Source organism: Actinomycetota bacterium (genome assembly GCA_014360655.1).
In the GTDB taxonomy this organism is placed as follows: domain Bacteria; phylum Actinomycetota; class Geothermincolia; order Geothermincolales; family RBG-13-55-18; genus JACIXC01.
This window is the reverse complement of sequence record JACIXC010000015.1, coordinates 34,598-50,970: the sequence shown is the minus strand read 5'-3', so window position 1 is coordinate 50,970 and position 16,373 is coordinate 34,598. Positions and strand designations below refer to the sequence as shown.

13 protein-coding genes are annotated in these 16,373 nt (G+C 65.3%); 5 read left to right on the top strand and 8 right to left on the bottom strand.

What is annotated here, in order from left to right; all coding sequences use genetic code 11:
* Position 1: 1 nt before the first annotated feature.
* The 6 genes from H5T73_10395 to H5T73_10370 all read right to left on the bottom strand — a co-directional run bounded on the left by H5T73_10395 (position 2) and on the right by H5T73_10370 (position 6,447).
* Entirely contained in the window at positions 2-952 is a 951-nt protein-coding gene (locus H5T73_10395) for a diguanylate cyclase (protein MBC7248168.1), read from the bottom strand.
* A gap of 37 nt (positions 953-989) precedes the next feature.
* On the bottom strand, positions 990-1,865 hold the full coding sequence (locus H5T73_10390; protein MBC7248167.1) for an ATP phosphoribosyltransferase: 876 nt from the start codon (positions 1,863-1,865) through the stop codon (positions 990-992).
* A 24-nt stretch (positions 1,866-1,889) separates the two neighbouring features.
* Complete coding sequence (locus H5T73_10385; protein ID MBC7248166.1) at positions 1,890-2,255, bottom strand: mannose-6-phosphate isomerase; 366 nt, start codon at positions 2,253-2,255, stop codon at positions 1,890-1,892.
* 195 nt (positions 2,256-2,450) lie between these two features.
* On the bottom strand, positions 2,451-3,416 hold the full coding sequence (locus H5T73_10380) for an alpha/beta hydrolase (protein MBC7248165.1): 966 nt from the start codon (positions 3,414-3,416) through the stop codon (positions 2,451-2,453).
* A gap of 754 nt (positions 3,417-4,170) precedes the next feature.
* Positions 4,171-4,587 (bottom strand): cobalamin B12-binding domain-containing protein, encoded by a 417-nt coding sequence (locus tag H5T73_10375; protein ID MBC7248164.1) that lies wholly within the window; start codon positions 4,585-4,587, stop codon positions 4,171-4,173.
* Between the two features lie 171 nt (positions 4,588-4,758).
* Positions 4,759-6,447 (bottom strand): methylmalonyl-CoA mutase, encoded by a 1,689-nt coding sequence (locus H5T73_10370; GenBank protein MBC7248163.1) that lies wholly within the window; start codon positions 6,445-6,447, stop codon positions 4,759-4,761.
* Between the two features lie 612 nt (positions 6,448-7,059).
* Here H5T73_10370 and H5T73_10365 point away from each other — a divergent pair.
* The 5 genes from H5T73_10365 to H5T73_10345 all read left to right on the top strand — a co-directional run bounded on the left by H5T73_10365 (position 7,060) and on the right by H5T73_10345 (position 13,653).
* Entirely contained in the window at positions 7,060-9,198 is a 2,139-nt protein-coding gene (locus H5T73_10365; GenBank protein MBC7248162.1) for a glycoside hydrolase family 3 C-terminal domain-containing protein, read from the top strand.
* 121 nt (positions 9,199-9,319) lie between these two features.
* Positions 9,320-10,099, top strand: coding sequence for a class I SAM-dependent methyltransferase (locus H5T73_10360; GenBank protein MBC7248161.1), 780 nt, complete (start codon positions 9,320-9,322; stop codon positions 10,097-10,099).
* Positions 10,100-10,267: 168 nt separating this feature from the next.
* The gene (locus tag H5T73_10355; protein ID MBC7248160.1) at positions 10,268-11,692 is read left to right on the top strand and encodes a right-handed parallel beta-helix repeat-containing protein; all 1,425 of its coding nucleotides are present in this window, start codon (positions 10,268-10,270) and stop codon (positions 11,690-11,692) included.
* A gap of 113 nt (positions 11,693-11,805) precedes the next feature.
* On the top strand, positions 11,806-12,549 hold the full coding sequence (locus H5T73_10350; protein MBC7248159.1) for a 3-oxoacyl-ACP reductase FabG: 744 nt from the start codon (positions 11,806-11,808) through the stop codon (positions 12,547-12,549).
* A 132-nt stretch (positions 12,550-12,681) separates the two neighbouring features.
* Positions 12,682-13,653, top strand: coding sequence for a carbon-nitrogen hydrolase family protein (locus tag H5T73_10345; GenBank protein MBC7248158.1), 972 nt, complete (start codon positions 12,682-12,684; stop codon positions 13,651-13,653).
* Between the two features lie 527 nt (positions 13,654-14,180).
* Here H5T73_10345 and H5T73_10340 read toward each other — a convergent pair.
* Together H5T73_10340 and H5T73_10335 are read right to left on the bottom strand one after the other, a co-directional pair.
* The gene (locus H5T73_10340) at positions 14,181-15,209 is read right to left on the bottom strand and encodes a divergent polysaccharide deacetylase family protein (protein MBC7248157.1); all 1,029 of its coding nucleotides are present in this window, start codon (positions 15,207-15,209) and stop codon (positions 14,181-14,183) included.
* A 185-nt stretch (positions 15,210-15,394) separates the two neighbouring features.
* Complete coding sequence (locus H5T73_10335) at positions 15,395-16,291, bottom strand: IPT/TIG domain-containing protein (GenBank protein MBC7248156.1); 897 nt, start codon at positions 16,289-16,291, stop codon at positions 15,395-15,397.
* Positions 16,292-16,373: the final 82 nt, after the last annotated feature.

Genomic DNA, 16,373 nt, shown 5'->3' with positions numbered 1-16,373 from the left:
CTCAGTCCCCTCCCTGGGGCCGGGATCCCCTGTAAACGGCTATCTCCCCGCGGGGAAGGGAACGGGAAGCGCGCATCGCCTCCACGGCGCAGGGATAGAGCTTTTCCGGCTGGCTCACCTCGTCGGGGAAGGAGGCCAGTCCCCAGGAAAGCTCCGGGTGCAGGTCCCCGGCGAAGAGGGCGTCGAGCTCGCGCTGGAAATAGCGGCTCAGGCGTTCCGCCATGACCTTGCCTCCCCTCCAGCCGGTTTCCGGCAGGAGGGCGGCGAAACTCCCCTCGCCAAGCCTGGCTACCACGTCGCAATCCCTGGTCATGCGGGAAAGGCAGTGCCCGATATACTTCAGCGCCCTTTCGATCGTCTCCCTGCCCTCTTTTTCCAACAAATGGTAATAGTTCCCGAGTTCCAAGAGAACCAGCGTGATGTCGCGCTTGTAGCGCACGGAGCGGCGAAGCTCCTCTATCATGCGGCCCTGGAAATAGCTCTGGTTGTACAGTCCGGTGAGCGGGTCCCGCAGCGGGTTCTCCATTATCTCCTTGGAGCTCTGGTAATGGTAAGCGGAGGCGGCCGCCTGCAGCAGGAGGTCGCAGGAGTTGTTCACCCTCTTCTCGAGGTGAAAATCGACGACGCGCTTCATCTCCACCGACTCGTGGAAGAGGTTCCAGAACTCGTTGCGCATGATCACGTGTTCCTGGACCAGTAGCTCCATGGAGAAACCCTGCTGCCTCCGCAGGCGTCCCAGCTCCTCCGCCTCGCGGTAGGCATCGCCGCCCGGCTGAAAGCGGGACGACGCCTCGGCATCCTCCGCCACCTCGAGGAGTGCCGAAGCCAGCCGGCGCAGGCGCTCGCCCGGCTCGCCGTCCACCAGCTGCACGTGGGCGGGCACCGGCAGGCGCTGGATCTCCTCCCGCCACCTGTCGAGCAGCTCGGCCACCTTGTCCTGCAGTGCCGCCATCGCCTCTCCCCTTCGCTTCCCCTTGCCGGTCCCCTTGTCAGATTATCTTGCTTATGGGCAGCTCGATTATGTCCTCCGCACCCCTCTTCACCAGCTCGGGGATGAGGAGGTTTATACCCCTTTTTTCCACCACGCTCTCCACCGCGTAATAGTCCTGGCCGAAGAGGCGAGAGAGGGTGGGAGCCTTCAGCGAGGGAAGCACCTCCACCACGGCATCGAGGTTCTTCTCGCTTACGTTGAACTTGATGAGCACCTTGCCGCGGGCGTTGAGGGCTCCCAGGATGAGCAGCCTTATCTCCTCCATGAGGCGCCTCTTCTCCCCGTCGGCGTAGCTCTCCCCATTCGCGATGAGGCGCGTGGTCGACTCGAGGACCGTGTCTATGATGCGCAATCCGTGCTTGCGCAGGGTCCCGCCCGTCTCGGTGAGCTCCACCACCGCGTCCGCCATCTCGGGCACCTTGGCCTCCGTCGCCCCGTAGGAGAGGTAGATCACGGCCTCCTTGCCCAGGCGGCGGAAATATTCCTCCACCAGGTTGGGATACTCCGTGGACACCCTCACCCCGTCGGGGAGGTCCTGCGGGCTCCGGTAGGGGGAGTCGCCGGCCACCGCCAGCACCACCCTCACCACGGTGCCCACCGCCGTCTTCGTGTAGGGCAGGTCCGCGAGCTCCACCACCTTGGCCCCCGACTCGCGTATCCAGTCGTACCCGGTTATCCCCAGGTCGAAGAAGCCATCCTCGACGTACTTGGGTATCTCCTGCGGGCGCAGGATGCGCACCTGTTCGATGCGGGGATCATCGATGCTAGCATGGTACTCCCGGTCCCCGCTGCGTCGCACGGCGAGGTCGGCATCCTTGAGGATATCCAGGGTGGTCGCCTCCAGGCTGCCCTTGGGTATGACCAACTTGAGCATGTCCTCACTCTCCTCCGCGAAGCCTCAGAGCTCCGTCTCCTCCTTCTCCACCAGTTCCCTCCCGTAAAGGTCGGTGATGCGATAGGTGTCGTCCTCGCTGGTGAAGCCGATGTCGATCTCCAGTACCCTTCCCCTCTTCCCCAGGGAACGTATCTTGTGCCTCTTCTCGGCCGGGATCATGAATTCCTCCCCCTCGCGGGGGAAGAAGGTCTCCCCTTCTATGGTGACCTCGAGCCCGTCGTCCAGGATTATCCACATGTCATCGCGCAGCTTGTGGTAATGAAGACTGGTCTCCTGGTCCGGCTCCACGGTGATGATCTTCACCGTGCAGGGCTGGTTCAAGGCGAATGCCTTGATGTTCCCCCAGGGTTTCTCCAGAAACACCTCCATCACCTCCAGGCCCTCGCGACACGCCGTCCCTTTCGCCTTCCCCGCGGCCTCGCTTTCCGGCGGAGGGACGCTTCCCCGACGGACGCTCGCGCCTGCCGAAGCGCCTCGCACGGGTACATCACCAATATTACCAGCGAATCCCGCGTCAAGGCCAATGCCGCGCCGAACTCGTGCCGCGTGCTCGCCGCGTGCTTCTCATGCGCGTCTCCCCGGCACATGACGGGCTCTGTTGCCTGATTTTTCCACAAGCCATCCTACCAGTCGGGGCTCCCACCCCGTCAGCTCCGCGTGTCCCGCTCCGGCTATCTCCCAGAACTCGACCTTGTTTCCCAGCCTGTTCAGCATCACCTCGAGGTCCGAGCGGGAGTAGAAGACCTCCCTTTCCCCGTGCACGACGAGCAGCGGCAGGGGCGGGAAATCCTCCGCCACGTCTAGCGGCAAGAGCCCTCCCTCGGGCACGGGCGCGAAGCGCGCCCCCAGAAGGCGCAGGAAGAGAGACCAAGCCGGCAGGAGGCGACGGTAAGGGGAGATGTCCGGCAAGGCGGGAGGGGCGCCCACCGCCGCCACCGCATCCAGGCCGGGACGGAGGGCCGCGTGGACGATGGACACCATGCCTCCCAGGGAGAAGCCCACCGCCCCCAACCACGCATAACCCCGCCCGCGCACGTGTTCCACCACGGCCTCCATGTCCTGGAGGGGCCCTGCCAACCCCAGGCGCAGGCGGCCGCCGCTCTCGCCGTGTCCGCGGAAATCGAAGGTATAGACGTCGAAGTGCGCCGCGAGCATCTCCGCCAGGTCCACGAGCGGGGCGTAACGCTGCCCCGTCACCGCTGCGTGGGCGACGATGAGCGCCCCGGCTTTCCCCCCTCCTATCCTGCGCACGGCGAGCTCGGTACCGTCGCGCGCGCGGAGGTTGAAACGCTCCCAGGGAAGCGAGGGATCGCGCCGCGGCATCACCCTCTCCCTCCAGGCGCGAAAGCGTGCCCAGGCGGCAACCAGCAGTCCGCCGGTTAGGAGAGTAACCGTGAGACTAACCACCTTCGTCGTCCCCTTTTTCCCCTTCATGCTCACTTTGTCTCTTCTTGTCTTTTCTTCCTCCATGCGTTTCTTATCTCTTTCCGCCGTGCCTCCCGTCATGTCGTACTTTTCTCCCGTCGCCAAGAACCCTTGCTTAAACGGTTTGTTTTGCTCGATACGTGTCATGTATTTCTTCCTGATACGTATCATGGAGTATACATGTCCTTCATCCGTTTTCACCATGTAGGTATGCACATCAGATTGTTCCCCGCCTGAACCACCCACCAAGGCCGGGACCGGGGGTAAGGCGAGCGACATCGCAAGCGCCCTCCGGATTTCCACCCAACCGAGGCCGGGAACGACCGGGTCGGTCGCAGCGAGCCTTTACTGAACTACCCACCAGGCCGGGACCGGGGGTAAGGCGAGCGACATCGCAAGCGGCCACCGGACGAGGAAAATAGGTGATAAATCCTTGCATGGATGGAGCCCCTGCATGAAGAGGGCAAACCATCGCGAGGCCGCGCGTCGCGGAGCGAGCCTTATCCCCCGGCCACCCAACTCCTTACCCTGAGGCCCCGGGCCGGAAGAAGGAACTATAATCACCCGACAAGGGCCGGGAACGACCGGGTCGGTCGCAGCGAGCCTGCGAGCGAGACCGTTATCCGGCGGCTCGGCCGCCGGAAGAAGAAACTATAATCGCCCCACCAAGCCGGGACCGGGGGTAAGGCGAGCGACATCGCAAGCGGCCTCTGGAAGAGGAAAGTAGGTGGATAAATCCTTGCATGGATGGAGCCCCTGCATGAAGAGGGTGAACCATCGCGAGGCCGCGCGTCGCGGAGCGAGCCTTATTCCCCGGCCCGGCCTCTCCATACCACACACGAAGAAGCCAGCGAAAGCGTCACCCATGAACTCGAGAATCCGCCAGCTGCGTTATGAAGCCGACGATCTCGTCAAGGTCGCTACCGGGCCCGAAGACGCCGCTGATGCCCATGCTCAGCAACTCGTCGGCCTCGTGGGGCGGCAGTATGCCTCCCACGACCAAGGGTATGTGCTTCGTCGCCTCGTTCTCCTGTAGTGCATGGTAAATCTTGGGAATTATGGTCATGAGCCCGCCGGAGAAGATGCTGATGCCCACCACGTCCACGTCCTCCTGTATGGACATCTCCACCACCTCCTGCGGGGTGATACGCAGGCCTCCGTAAACAACCTCCATGCCGGCATCACGCAAGGCCTTGCCCACGAGCTGTATGCCGCGGTTGTGGCCGTCGAGTCCCGCCTTGGCCAGAAGTACCCTCGTAGGCCGCTTCCTCACCATCGTTCACCTCCGCTCCCTGACCTGGTCCCGCGCCGCCTTCTTCCCTCCGCCGACATCTCCCTCCCCTCACGGCGACGGACGGAAAGCGGCGGGCACTACGATAAAACCGGCCTGCATCGCCTCCGACCCCATCCATGGCGCCGGTGCCGCGCCTCCCCGCCTCCCGATACCTCAACATATGAAAGCGTCTTTACTCTCCTTCCCCGCTCCCACGGCTTCCTTCAAGGCGTTGCCGATCTCCTCTATCGTTGCGTAGGCCTTCGCGACCTCTATGCAGGCGGGGACGACATTGCGGTGGGCCGCCGCATCCTCCTTCAGCCGCTCCAGCGCCGCGCGCAGGGCCCGCTCGTCCCGCCCCTCCTTGACCTCCCTCAGCATCCTCACCTGGTGGGCCTCGTGCGCGGGATCGATACGCAATATCTCAAGGGGCACCTCCTCGTCGCCCTCCTCCGTGAAGGCATTGACGCCCACGACGGTTATCTCGCCCTCCTTCATCTTGCGATGGTACTCGTTGGAGGAACGCACGATCTCCCTCTGTACCCATCCCGCCTCCAGGGCCGCCACCATGCCTCCCATCTCGTCTATCCTGCGCAGGATCTCGTGCGCTTCTTCCTCTATCTCGTCGGTCAGCTTCTCCACGAAGTACGAACCGGCGAGGGGGTCCACGGTGTTCGCCACCCCGCTCTCGTAGGCGATGATCTGCTGCGTGCGCAGCGCGGTGCGGGCAGCGTACTCGGAGGGCAACGCGTAGCATTCGTCCATTGAGTTGGTGTGCAGCGAGTTGGTGCCTCCCAGCACCGCGGCCAGGGCCTGGATGGTGGTGCGGATGACGTTGTTTATGGGCTGCTGGGCGGTGAGGGAACTCCCCGCCGTCTGCACGTGAAAACGCAACAGCCACGAGAGCGGGTTGCGCGCACCGAAGCGTTCCTTCATGATGCGCGCCCAGAGGCGCCTCGCCGCGCGCAGCTTGCATATCTCCTCGAAGAAATCGTTGTGGCAGTTGAACATGAAGGAGAAGCGCGGCGCGAAATCGTCCACGTCCATGCCCCTCCCCACCAGTTCCTCGCCGTATGCGACGGCGCTGCCGATGGCGAAGGCGATCTCCTGCGCCGCGGTGCTTCCCGCTTCCCTTATCTGGTAACCCACGAAGCTTATGGGGTTCCAGCGGGGCACGTGCTTGCGGCAGTACTCCACCACGTCGGAGGAGATGCGGAAGCCGTCGCGCAGGCCCAGCACGGACATGTTCACGGTGTAATACTGGCTGAGGACGTCGTTCTGCAGCGTTCCCCGCAGCGCGTCGAAGGGGACGCCTCTCTTTTCCGCCAGCGCCAGGTACATGGCGAGGATGAAGGGGCCGGAGTGGATGATGGAGGTGGAAACCTGGCGCATGTCGATGCCGTCCATGATGACCTCCACGTCCCGCAGCGTGTCGCAGGGAACCCCGTCCCGCCCCACCTCGCCCTCACACAGCGGATTGTCCGAGTCCAGGCAGTTGGTGGTGGGGTTGTCGAAGATGATGTTGAGCCCCGTCTGGCCCTGTTCGATTAGGTACTTCAGGCGCCTGTTGGTCTCCTCGGGGGTCGCCAGGCCGGTGATGAGTCGGCGGGTCCATAGTTTTGCGCGGTAGCCGGTGGGGAAAACCCCGCGCGTGAAGGGGTACCATCCCGGGAAACTGATATCCTGCACGTAATCCTTGTCGGCGATGTCCTCCGGTGTGTAGACCCGCTTCACGGAATGACCCGACTGGGTGTGGAATTCCTCCCTGCGCTCCGGCCATCTCTCCATGATGGGTCGCAGTACGGTGAGTTCCCATTCCTCACGGGTTCTGGCGATGGATGCAAGCTGCTCGTCCTTGAACATGGCAAAAGCCCCCTCCCTGCTGATTTACTCCCCTGCTGATCACGGACAGCCTGAGGTTATTTTATTCGCAGTGTACAAATAATGTCAAGTTTAATTTTAGTAAGTGTGAACATATCTAAGTCCTTTTTCGTGCATCTTCCTTATCCTGCGTTTTCGCGAAGGGGCCGTCGGCGGTCGCGCCGGTTGTCCCAGCGGTCGGAGCCTCAGTTCCGTTGGGACATCTCGTAGGACCATGTCCAACCGATGGACCATACCCGAGGGAGGGCTAGCGCCGCGGGACAAACCCTCATGCCGCGAAGGTCGATGCCCCCGTAGAGGATGCCCCGCCTTGCCTGGAAGGCGCCGTTTCATGACGCGGGTTCGCGACACCACCACGGACCACGTGCCCGCGTTCCGCACGCGCCCGCGTGCCGGCCGGCGAGGGCACCGCGGATCGGCGCCCGCCCACGGGGGCCTTCCTCCATGCGGGATCACCTCGCGGCCGCAACGTGTCCTCATCGCCACACCCTGCATGGTATGATGGGGCCGTAAAGGCGCCCCGCTCGCCGGTCGAACGCCCGCGCCGGCACACCCGGGCGCCGACCCGGCCCCTTTCCTGCACGGGAGATACCCATGGCGAAACGACGATTGCGCGGCAGCGGCATGGCCCGCGGGGACGAAAACCGCCGGGCGGCCTCAGCATCCAAGCGCGTTGCCTGGACCGCGGTGCTGGAATCCGAGGGCAGGGAGAGGGAGGAAGCGCTGCGCGCCCTGGTGTCCGGCATGAGCCTGCGCAAGAAGACGCGCCAGATGTCGGGGCACATGAAACCGTGGGAGATGTTGATCTCGCTCGCCAGGTACAACTACCGCCCCTTTCGCAGCGGGGCGGACCGCCGCCTGGGAATCCCCCCCATCCGTTTCACCGACGGGCCGCGAGGGGTGTCCCTCGACCATTCCACCTGCTTTCCCGTCTCCATGGCCCGCGGCGCCACGTGGGACGTCGCGCTCGAGGAGCGCATAGGGGAGGCCATGGGGGTGGAGGCGCGCTCCCAGGAAGCCGATTTCCTCGGCGCGGTATGCATCAACCTGTTGCGCCATCCGGGATGGGGACGCGCCCAGGAGACCTACGGCGAGGACCCTTACCTCCTGGGGGAGATGGGTGCCGCAATGGTGCGTGGACTGCAGAAACACGTCATGGCGTGCGTCAAGCACTTCGCCTGTAACAGCATCGAGTGCTCCCGTTTCCGCGTGGACGTGCGCGTGGACGAACGCGCCCTGCGCGAGGTCTACCTCCCCCACTTCAAGCGCTGCGTGGACGAGGGCGCGGCCGCCGTCATGAGCGCCTACAACCGGGTGAACGGCGCATACTGCGCGCACAACTCGCACCTGCTGCGCGATATCCTCAAGGGGGAATGGGGCTTCCGGGGACTGGTGATGTCCGACTTCGTCCTGGGGACCCGCGACACGGTGAAGGCGGCCCTGGGAGGCCTTGACATCGAGATGCCGCACACTTTCCACTTCGGCAGGAGGCTGCGCAGGGCGGTGCGGGACGGCAGGGTGCCGATGTCGGTGGTGGACGAGGCGGTGACCAGGATACTGCGCCAGAAGGCCCGCTTCGCAGAAACCGGCACCCGGAGCGATTACGGTCGGCGGAAGGTGGCATGCCGGGAACATGTCGCGCTGGCCCTGGAAGCCGCACGCAAATCCGTCGTACTGCTGAAGAACGAGGGCGGCGCGCTCCCCCTGCGGAGCGGAGAGATAAGGAGCCTGGCGGTCATCGGGCGGCTGGCGGACCTGGCCAACCTGGGCGACCACGGCTCCAGCCGCGTGCGTCCCCCTTACGCGGTGACGGTGCTGGAGGGGCTGCGCGAGCGCGCGGGCGATGAGGTGCGCATAGACTACCGGGACGGCGGCGACCTGGAGGAGGCCAGCCGCGCGGCGCGCAACGCCGACGCCTGCGTGGTGGTTGTGGGCCTCACCGCACGGGACGAGGGGGAGTACATGCCCTGGCCGGTAAAGGCGGGAGGAGACCGGGAGGACCTCTCTCTGCGGCCCCGGGACGTACGTCTCCTGGAAGTAGTTGCCAAAGCAAGTCCCCGCTGCATCGTGGTCCTGGAAGGGGGCTCCGCGGTGCTCACCTCCGGCTGGCGGGACGAGGTGGAAGCCGTCCTGGTGGCATGGTACCCGGGGATGGAGGGCGGCAATGCCGTGGCGGACATCATCTTCGGGGAGGTCAATCCCTGCGGCAAGCTACCGGTGACCTTCCCGGAGGACAACGAGCAGCTGCCCCCCTTCGACAAGAAGGCGCGGAGTCTGGAATACGGCTATTACCACGGCTACCGCCTCTTCGACAAGCAGGGCATGCGCCCCGCCTTCCCCTTCGGCTTCGGCCTCAGCTACACCACCTACGAATACCGGGACCTGCGCCTGAGCGCTGAGGAGATGTCGCCCGAGGGCTCCCTCCGCGTGGAGGCGGAGGTCGCGAACACGGGGGGCATGGCCGGCGAGGAGGTGGTCCAGCTCTACGTCGCATACCCCTCCTCCCGCGTGGAGCGACCAGTGAAAGAGCTCAAGGGCTTCGCACGCGTGCGCCTCGCGCCGGGCGAATCCCGCTCCGTGCCCTTCCTTCTGAGGGCGTGCGACCTGGCGTACTACGACGCGGAAAAGGGCCGCTGGGAGGTGGAGGAGACGACCTACCGCCTCTTCGCGGGTTCGTCCTCCCGCCCCGAAGACCTGCACTTGCAGGCCTCCTTCCGCATAAAGAACCACTAAATCCCATCCACCACGCCACCCCTTGCCGGGTGCGCGTGTTGCCTTTCGCGCACCCTTGACCTTACCATGGGGCGAAGAAGCGCCGCGTTGACGGCGTGCCGGGGAAAACGAGGGTGCCCGCATGAAGGAGAGCGAGTACGAGACCCTTCGCAACGTGGAGGACATCCACTGGTGGTACCTGGGGCACCGCCGCCTCTACGGGCTCCTCCTCGACCGCTACTGCCCGTCGCAGGCGCGGGAACGCGTGCTGGACGCCGGCTGCGGCACCGGGGGGTTCACGCAGTGGTTGCGTGAAAGGTACCGGCCCCGGCGCCTGGCGGCGCTCGACTTGAGCGACGAGGCCCTGCGGCGCTGCCGGGAACGAGGCCTCGAGGAGCTTCACCGTGCCCCGGTGGAAGTTCTTCCCTTCGCCGGCGGCTCCTTCGACCTGGTGCTCTCCCTCAACGTCATCTACCACCGCGAGGTGCGGGACGACCTGGCGGCGTTGCGGGAGATGGCGCGCGTCCTGGCCCCGGGAGGATACCTGCTGCTCAACCTGCCCGCCCTGGAGTTTTTGCGCGGCGGCCATGACCTGGCGGTGGGCGGCGTGCGCCGTTACCGTCGTTCCCAGATCATGGAAATGCTGCCCCGTGCCGGCCTGGAGCCGGTGAAGGTCACCTATTTCGTCTTCACCCTGCTCCCCCCCATAGCCGCGGTGCGCATCATGAGCAGGAAGGCCGCCGTGGAGGATGCCGCCTCCGACCTCCGGCTCCTCCCCGGCCCCCTCAACCGGGCACTCACCGGCATACTAGCCCTGGAGGCGCGGGTGGCCGCCGGCCCCGGCCTTCCCCTGGGAAGCTCCCTCACCGCCCTCGCCCGCCGCCCCGCTTCACCCGGTCCGGAAAGGGGTTCCCGTGGCTGACATGAGGAGGCCGGGAGTGGCCGGAGACGGCGGGAGCATGGCGGCCGTGTCGGGAGGCACGCATGCGCCTTGCGCCGATGTCCCGACGGATGGCACGCGGTTACACGATGCGAGGTGCGCCGCATGTTGCATGGCAATATATTCCATATAATTCGCGCAAGGCATACGGTGTTCTTTCTTCTGGCGATCATGATCGCCGTGGCCACGGGCTGCGGCGGTTCCCGTCCCGCATGCCCTCCCGGGGACGAGATAAGCGCAGCGGGCGCCGGGGTCGGTCATACCTACTACGTCTCCCCCTCCGGTTCCGATTCCGGCCCCGGGACCAGGGAGGCGCCCTGGGCCACGCCCGGGTACGCATCCAGGCGGCTCTCTCCCGGCGACACCCTGGTCATCATGGGAGGCCGCTACGCCCTGCGAGAATACGACGCGGACATCATCATGCCTCCCCCCGGAACACCGGAAGCCTGGATCACCATTAGGGGCGAGGACGGGAAGCGTCCCGTCCTCGCCGGAAGCGACGACCTTCTCGCCGCCGTGGACATCTCGGGCGCCGCTTACCTGCGCCTGGAAAACCTGGAGATCACCAGCGACGGAGGAGCTCCCTTCAGGACGGGGATCACGGGAGCGGCCGGGCCGGTGAGACACGTGATCATCGCAGGCCTTTATATCCATCACCTGGACGAGATGGGCATGGACCTCGCGGACGTGGAGGACCTCCAGGTGCTCGATTGCATCATAACCCACTGCGGCTTCGGCGGCATGGGCGGGCCCGTCGGCGAGTCGGGCTGGAGAGACGTTCTCGTGCGTGGATGCGAGCTCTCCTATTCCGGCCACTATTACCGTGGCGGGCCGGGGCCGGGCCCTTACGACAGGCCCGACGGCTTCGGCATCGAGCCCTCGGGGGGGCCGGTGGAGATCGCATACACCCGCGCGGAACACAACCTGGGGGACGGCCTGGACAGCAAGGCGCGGAACACCTACATACACCACTGCGTGGTGGCCAATAACACCTGCGATGGGGTCAAGCTATGGGGCGACGGGAGCATGGTCACCAACACCCTGATATACGGCACCGGTGACGGGGTGGGAGGCCCTTCGCCCTGGGCCGGGCTGGTGATCGAAGCAGAGGGCGGCGGCGCGGCTCGCTTCGAGGTGATCAACGTGACCATCCACGACAACCCGGAGCGGGAGGCCTACCCCCTATACGCGCAGTACGAGGGGTCTGCCCCCGTGCACCTGGTCCTGCGCAACACCATCGTCGCCGGCGGACACGGCCCCGCTTACTTCGGGGATGACGTCAGCCTGCTCGCCGACCACAACCTCTTTTACCGCCCCGGAAAGGAGATACAGGTGCACGCCAACGGCCGGGATTACACCGCGGCGGATCTACAGGCCGGGGAGCTGGGCGAGGGGAACCTCAGCGGCGACCCGCTTTTCGCCGCTCCCGCCTGGGGAGTATCGGGCGATTATCGCCTGCGGGACGGCAGCCAGGCGCTTGACGCCGGCTCATCCTTTGACGCGCCCTCCGACGATCTCGACTGCAATCCACGCCCCCGCGGCGGCACCTGGGACATCGGCGCCTTCGAGCGTTAACGGGAAGGGCCGCCCAGCGGGAAAGCATGCGTGGCAAGGCGGCGTTTCCCAACAGGTAGGCAGGTATAATGTAACGTGACCGGGAGGTGCGACGTAGCAGAAGGGAGCGGGCCATGATCGAGGGGAGCAACGCCATCATCACCGGCTCCTCGCGGGGCATCGGGAGGGCTATCGCACTGGAACTGGCGGATCGCGGGGCCAACGTGGTCGTCTGCTGCCAGAGCCGCGTGGACGCCGCCCACGAGGTGCGCGAACTGGCGGAGGCGAAGGGGGTGCGCGCCCTGGTGGTGCAGAGCGACCTGGCCACGGAGGAGGGAGCGCGCACGGTGGTGGAGAGATGCGTGCAGGAGCTGGGCGGGGTGGACATCCTGGTGAACAACGCCGGCATGACCCACCTCGCTCCCATCCAGGCGATGGAGGACAAGGACCTGGAGAGGGTCCTGCACGTCAACCTCTTCAGCTACTTCTACACGAGCAAGTACGCGGTGGAGGACATGATCCGCCGCAAGGCGCCGGGGTGCGTGGTGAACATCTCATCCATCGTCTCCATGATCGGCATGGCGGGTGGCACGGCGTACGCCGCCTCCAAGGGTGGGGTCACCGGCTTCACGGTATGCCTGGCACGGGAGGTGGCCCGTTACGGGATCCGGGTGAACGCCATCGCTCCCGGATACGTAGAGACGGAGATGATCGGCTGGATGCCCGAGGACTACAAGGCCAAGATCATCCCCCGCATCCCCATGCGGCGCTTCGGGCGCTGCGAGGAGGTAGCCAAGGCGGTCTGTTTCCTGGTGGAGGACGCCACCTACATGACCGGCCAGACCCTGATCCTCGACGGAGGCATCATGATCGATTGAGACATTTCCCCGTAACGCTGGGAGCTTCGCGGCCCGCTGAGCATTGCCCCGAAGATCTCTGCAACCAGCCATGGGCGACGACGTGCGCGGAAAGGCGGGGAAGTACTACCATGAAGCCGGGAGGTGTGCGCCATGAGCGACGAGGCGAGGACCCTGAGGGTGGCGGCGGTACAGATGGCCTCGGAGAACGGGGCGGTGGAGAAGAACCTGGCACGTGCCACCGTCCTGGCGGAGGAGGCCGCCGCCAGTGAAGCGCTGGTGGTGGTGTTCCCGGAGTTCATGCCCACCGGGTACGTCTACAGCAAGGAGATCTGGGATGCGGCGGAACCCGCGGATGGCCCCACCATGCGCTGGCTGCGGGAAACCTCCCGACGCCTGGGGATATGGCTGGGGACCAGTTACCTGGAGGCCGAGGGAGATGATTTCTACAACAGCTTCGTCCTCGTGGACCCGCAGGGCACCACGGCGGGCAGGGTGCGCAAGCAGACCCCCGCCTTCGCCGAGGCCTTCTTCACGCGGGGAGAGGCGGGGCCTCACGTCATAGAAACGGGTATCGGGAGGATCGGGGTGGGCATCTGCTACGAGAACCTTTTGGCCTACACCCCGCGCCTCATGTGCTCGCAAGCGGCGGAAATCCTCCTCATGCCCCATTCCGCACCCTCGCCCATGCCCAACCTCTTCTTCCCCGCCGGGGCGGTCCGGGCATACAACCATAACCTGAAGAACCTCGCACCTTATTACGCGGCGATGCTCGGCATCCCGGTTATCTTCGTCAACAAGTGCGGCCCCTGGACCTCGCCGGTACCCGGCCTCCCCTTCCTGACCCAGAAATCCAGCTTCCCCGGCTACACCTGCATCGTGGATGGGGACGGCACCGTCAGGGCCCAGCTGGACGACCGCGAAGGGGTGATCGTGGAGGAAGTGACGCTGGACCCCGCGCGCCGGGTGGAGGCGGTGCTTTCCCTCCGCGGCAGGTGGGCCTTGAAAGTCCCCCGGGCCATGAACCAGTTCCGTTTCATCGAGGCGGCGGGGAAGGGTTTCTACCTGCTGAGCCGGGAACGCCGCCGCCGCGCCCGGCAGGTGAGCGGCCGCCACGGGACTTGAGGGGCCCCCGCAAGCCGTCAACGAAGAGCCCGCTGGGGCGAAGCCGCCTTTGGCGCCCGCCCGCTGTCTACATACATCCATATATGTCAAGGTCAACCGGGCAGTCATAAGCAGTGGGGTCGTAACGGAGAAATCGCTCCCCGGGAAAGACCGCTCCCCGGGAAAGACCGCAACCCGGGAAAGACGCCGCGGAGGGCAAGGCCTGCCAGCTGCCATAACTTGCCAATCGCCATGGCCTCGAGCCCTCGGAGGGTCCTGTGGGTCACCGCCTGCTTGAGGACAGCCCGGCCATCGACGCCGGGACCTCACCGGGATCCCCTGCAGGCGACCTCGACGGCACGACCAGGCCATACCGCGCGGCCTGCGATAGCGGGGCCCGCGAGCGGTCGCCGGGCGGTTCCACCCACGGTCCGTCGCGGGCCTTTCACTCCGCCGAGACGTGTGCCGGGGAAAGATCCCACGAATACCTGTGCCTGGAAAAACCTGGGGGCGCCACCCATGTCGCGGCGATCTTCGGCGGGGTGTCCTCAGTTGTGGATGTCCTCCACGAAGGCGAAGTTGATGCCCTCGGCGCGCAGCGTCCTGATCATCTCCCCCACCACCGAAGGCGTGTTGGGGCGGTGGAAGTGACAGATGCCTATGGCTGTACCCTCCTGGCGCGCGATCCTCGCCAGGCGGCGCATGGCCTCCCTGATGGCGTCGGGCTCGTTGTGGTGGTCTATGAAGACCTGGTTGCGGCGTCGGGGAAGACCGAGCTCCTGGGCGGCCCTGGTGACCTGACTGCAAGTGGAGCTGTCGCTGTCCACCACGAAGAGCCCGCGTTCTTTCGCCCACCGGCACATGTAGCTCATGAGCCGGTAATCGTTGCATCCCCTGCCGCCCTGATGGTTGTTGATGCCCGTCGCATGTGGCACCGTGGCCAGGTCGTCGTCGAGAGTGGCGAAGACGGCGTCGCGGCTCATGCCCACCGATAGCTGGCCGATGCCGGAGAAGGAGTTGGGCGGGTCGTTCTCCGTGGGTATGTGCATCATGATGCGGAACCCGGCGGCGTAAAGGCGTTCCGCCGTGGAGGCGGATGCATGACAGTGCGGCAACACCGCAAAGGTCACCGGGGCGTCCACGGCCAGCCAGCGCTCGAGGTTGGCGACATCGCTCCCGGTATCGTCCACCACGATGGCGACGGTGGGCGTTTGGGGATGCGAGGCCTTTTCCTTCCTGGACGGTAGCGTATCCACGTTTCTACTCTGGGGCCCGCCGCCGTCCTTATCGCCGAGCAAGGCGATGCCGTCTCCCGGGCTCCCGCCGTCGGCGGGATGCGCCTTCCCTGCCGCCCCGTCCCCCTCGGATTCCCTCCCGAAAAACAGGTTCTTCCCAAGACCCCATGGCGAAAAAACGATAAACGCCGTCAGCAGCGCCAAGCAGGTCACTACGAAAAGCGTTCTCCTGAGCCTCCTCCGCCGCAGCATGCGCCTGCGGCGGGCCAGAACCTTCCGCATGTCCACGCGGAATTCGTTGTCGTACATGGGCGCCTCCCTCTCCGCGGATGCCCAGCGCATGCTCGGCTACCCTTAGCTCTGTTTATACGGGACATGGGTTCCTTCGCGAATAAGCGCCTCCACGCCCGCTACGCCCGTCCAGGCGCAGGGGCCTTTCCTCGACGGGTTTCACAACCAGGGGCGGGACCTTATTGAGAAGCCGCAACGAACGGGCGCCTCCCGGGGGCCGCCAGGCGCCCTCAGGATCAGACCTTCTCGATGTCGGAGGGGATGGGCTCGCCCTTGAACTCGAGCCCCGTCCAGGGCGGCTCGCCCGTCTTCAGGCACTCCCAGCCCCCGAGCATGTTGTTCATGATCAGTACCGCCTCGAAGGGGGGATTTCCGGGTGCGGTGACCTTGAGAACTTCCCAATTGGAATCCTGTGAGCTTCGCTTGACCATCGTGACCGTCCACTGCTCGGAGCCCGCCGTGGACTGCCCCTGCGCCTTGAGGTAATCGATGATGGCCTGTTTCTGCTCCGTGAACTTTTCCTCGTCGCTGCCGATCCTGAAGATGGCCTCGTTGCTCTTTCCGGCGTCATTCTTGACCGTCACCCCGTAAGTGTTCTTGCCGAGGTTGGGGGGCACGACGATGGTGATGGAGGTGTCGGACCACTTGACCACCTGGGCCGTGCCGGTGCCGAAGAGCACCTTGCCGTTCCCCTGCGCGGCGCCGAACCTCTCGCCCTTGATCACCACCTCGTCTCCCGACTTGCCGCTACCGGGCTCCAGGGAGGTTATCTTCGGGGCCTGGGAGGCCCTTCCGGTGACCTTGAACTCCACCTCGTTGCTGGCGCCCTTCTCCGTCTCCACCTTTACCCCGTACGCGGCTTCTGCCATGTCCACGGGGATCTTCACCGTTATGACGGTGTCCGACCACGCAACCACCTCTACCTGCTTTCCGCTGAAGAAGACCACCCCGGTTCCCTGTGAGGATCCGAACCCTCCTCCCTTGATGACCACCTCGCTACCCGGCGATCCGCTCTCCGGCTCCAGGGACTTGATCTCCGGCTTCGCTGCGGCCTTGCCGCATCCCAACGGCACCGCAGCAACCGCCAGGAACACCGCCATTAAAACCACCGAGCTCAAAGCCTCTCTTCTCATCCCTTTCCTCCCTTCCTCCAGCATGCGAACCCGCGCCGCTGCACAACCCGTTTCGTCCTGTATCGGCTCTTATCCGCGTCGA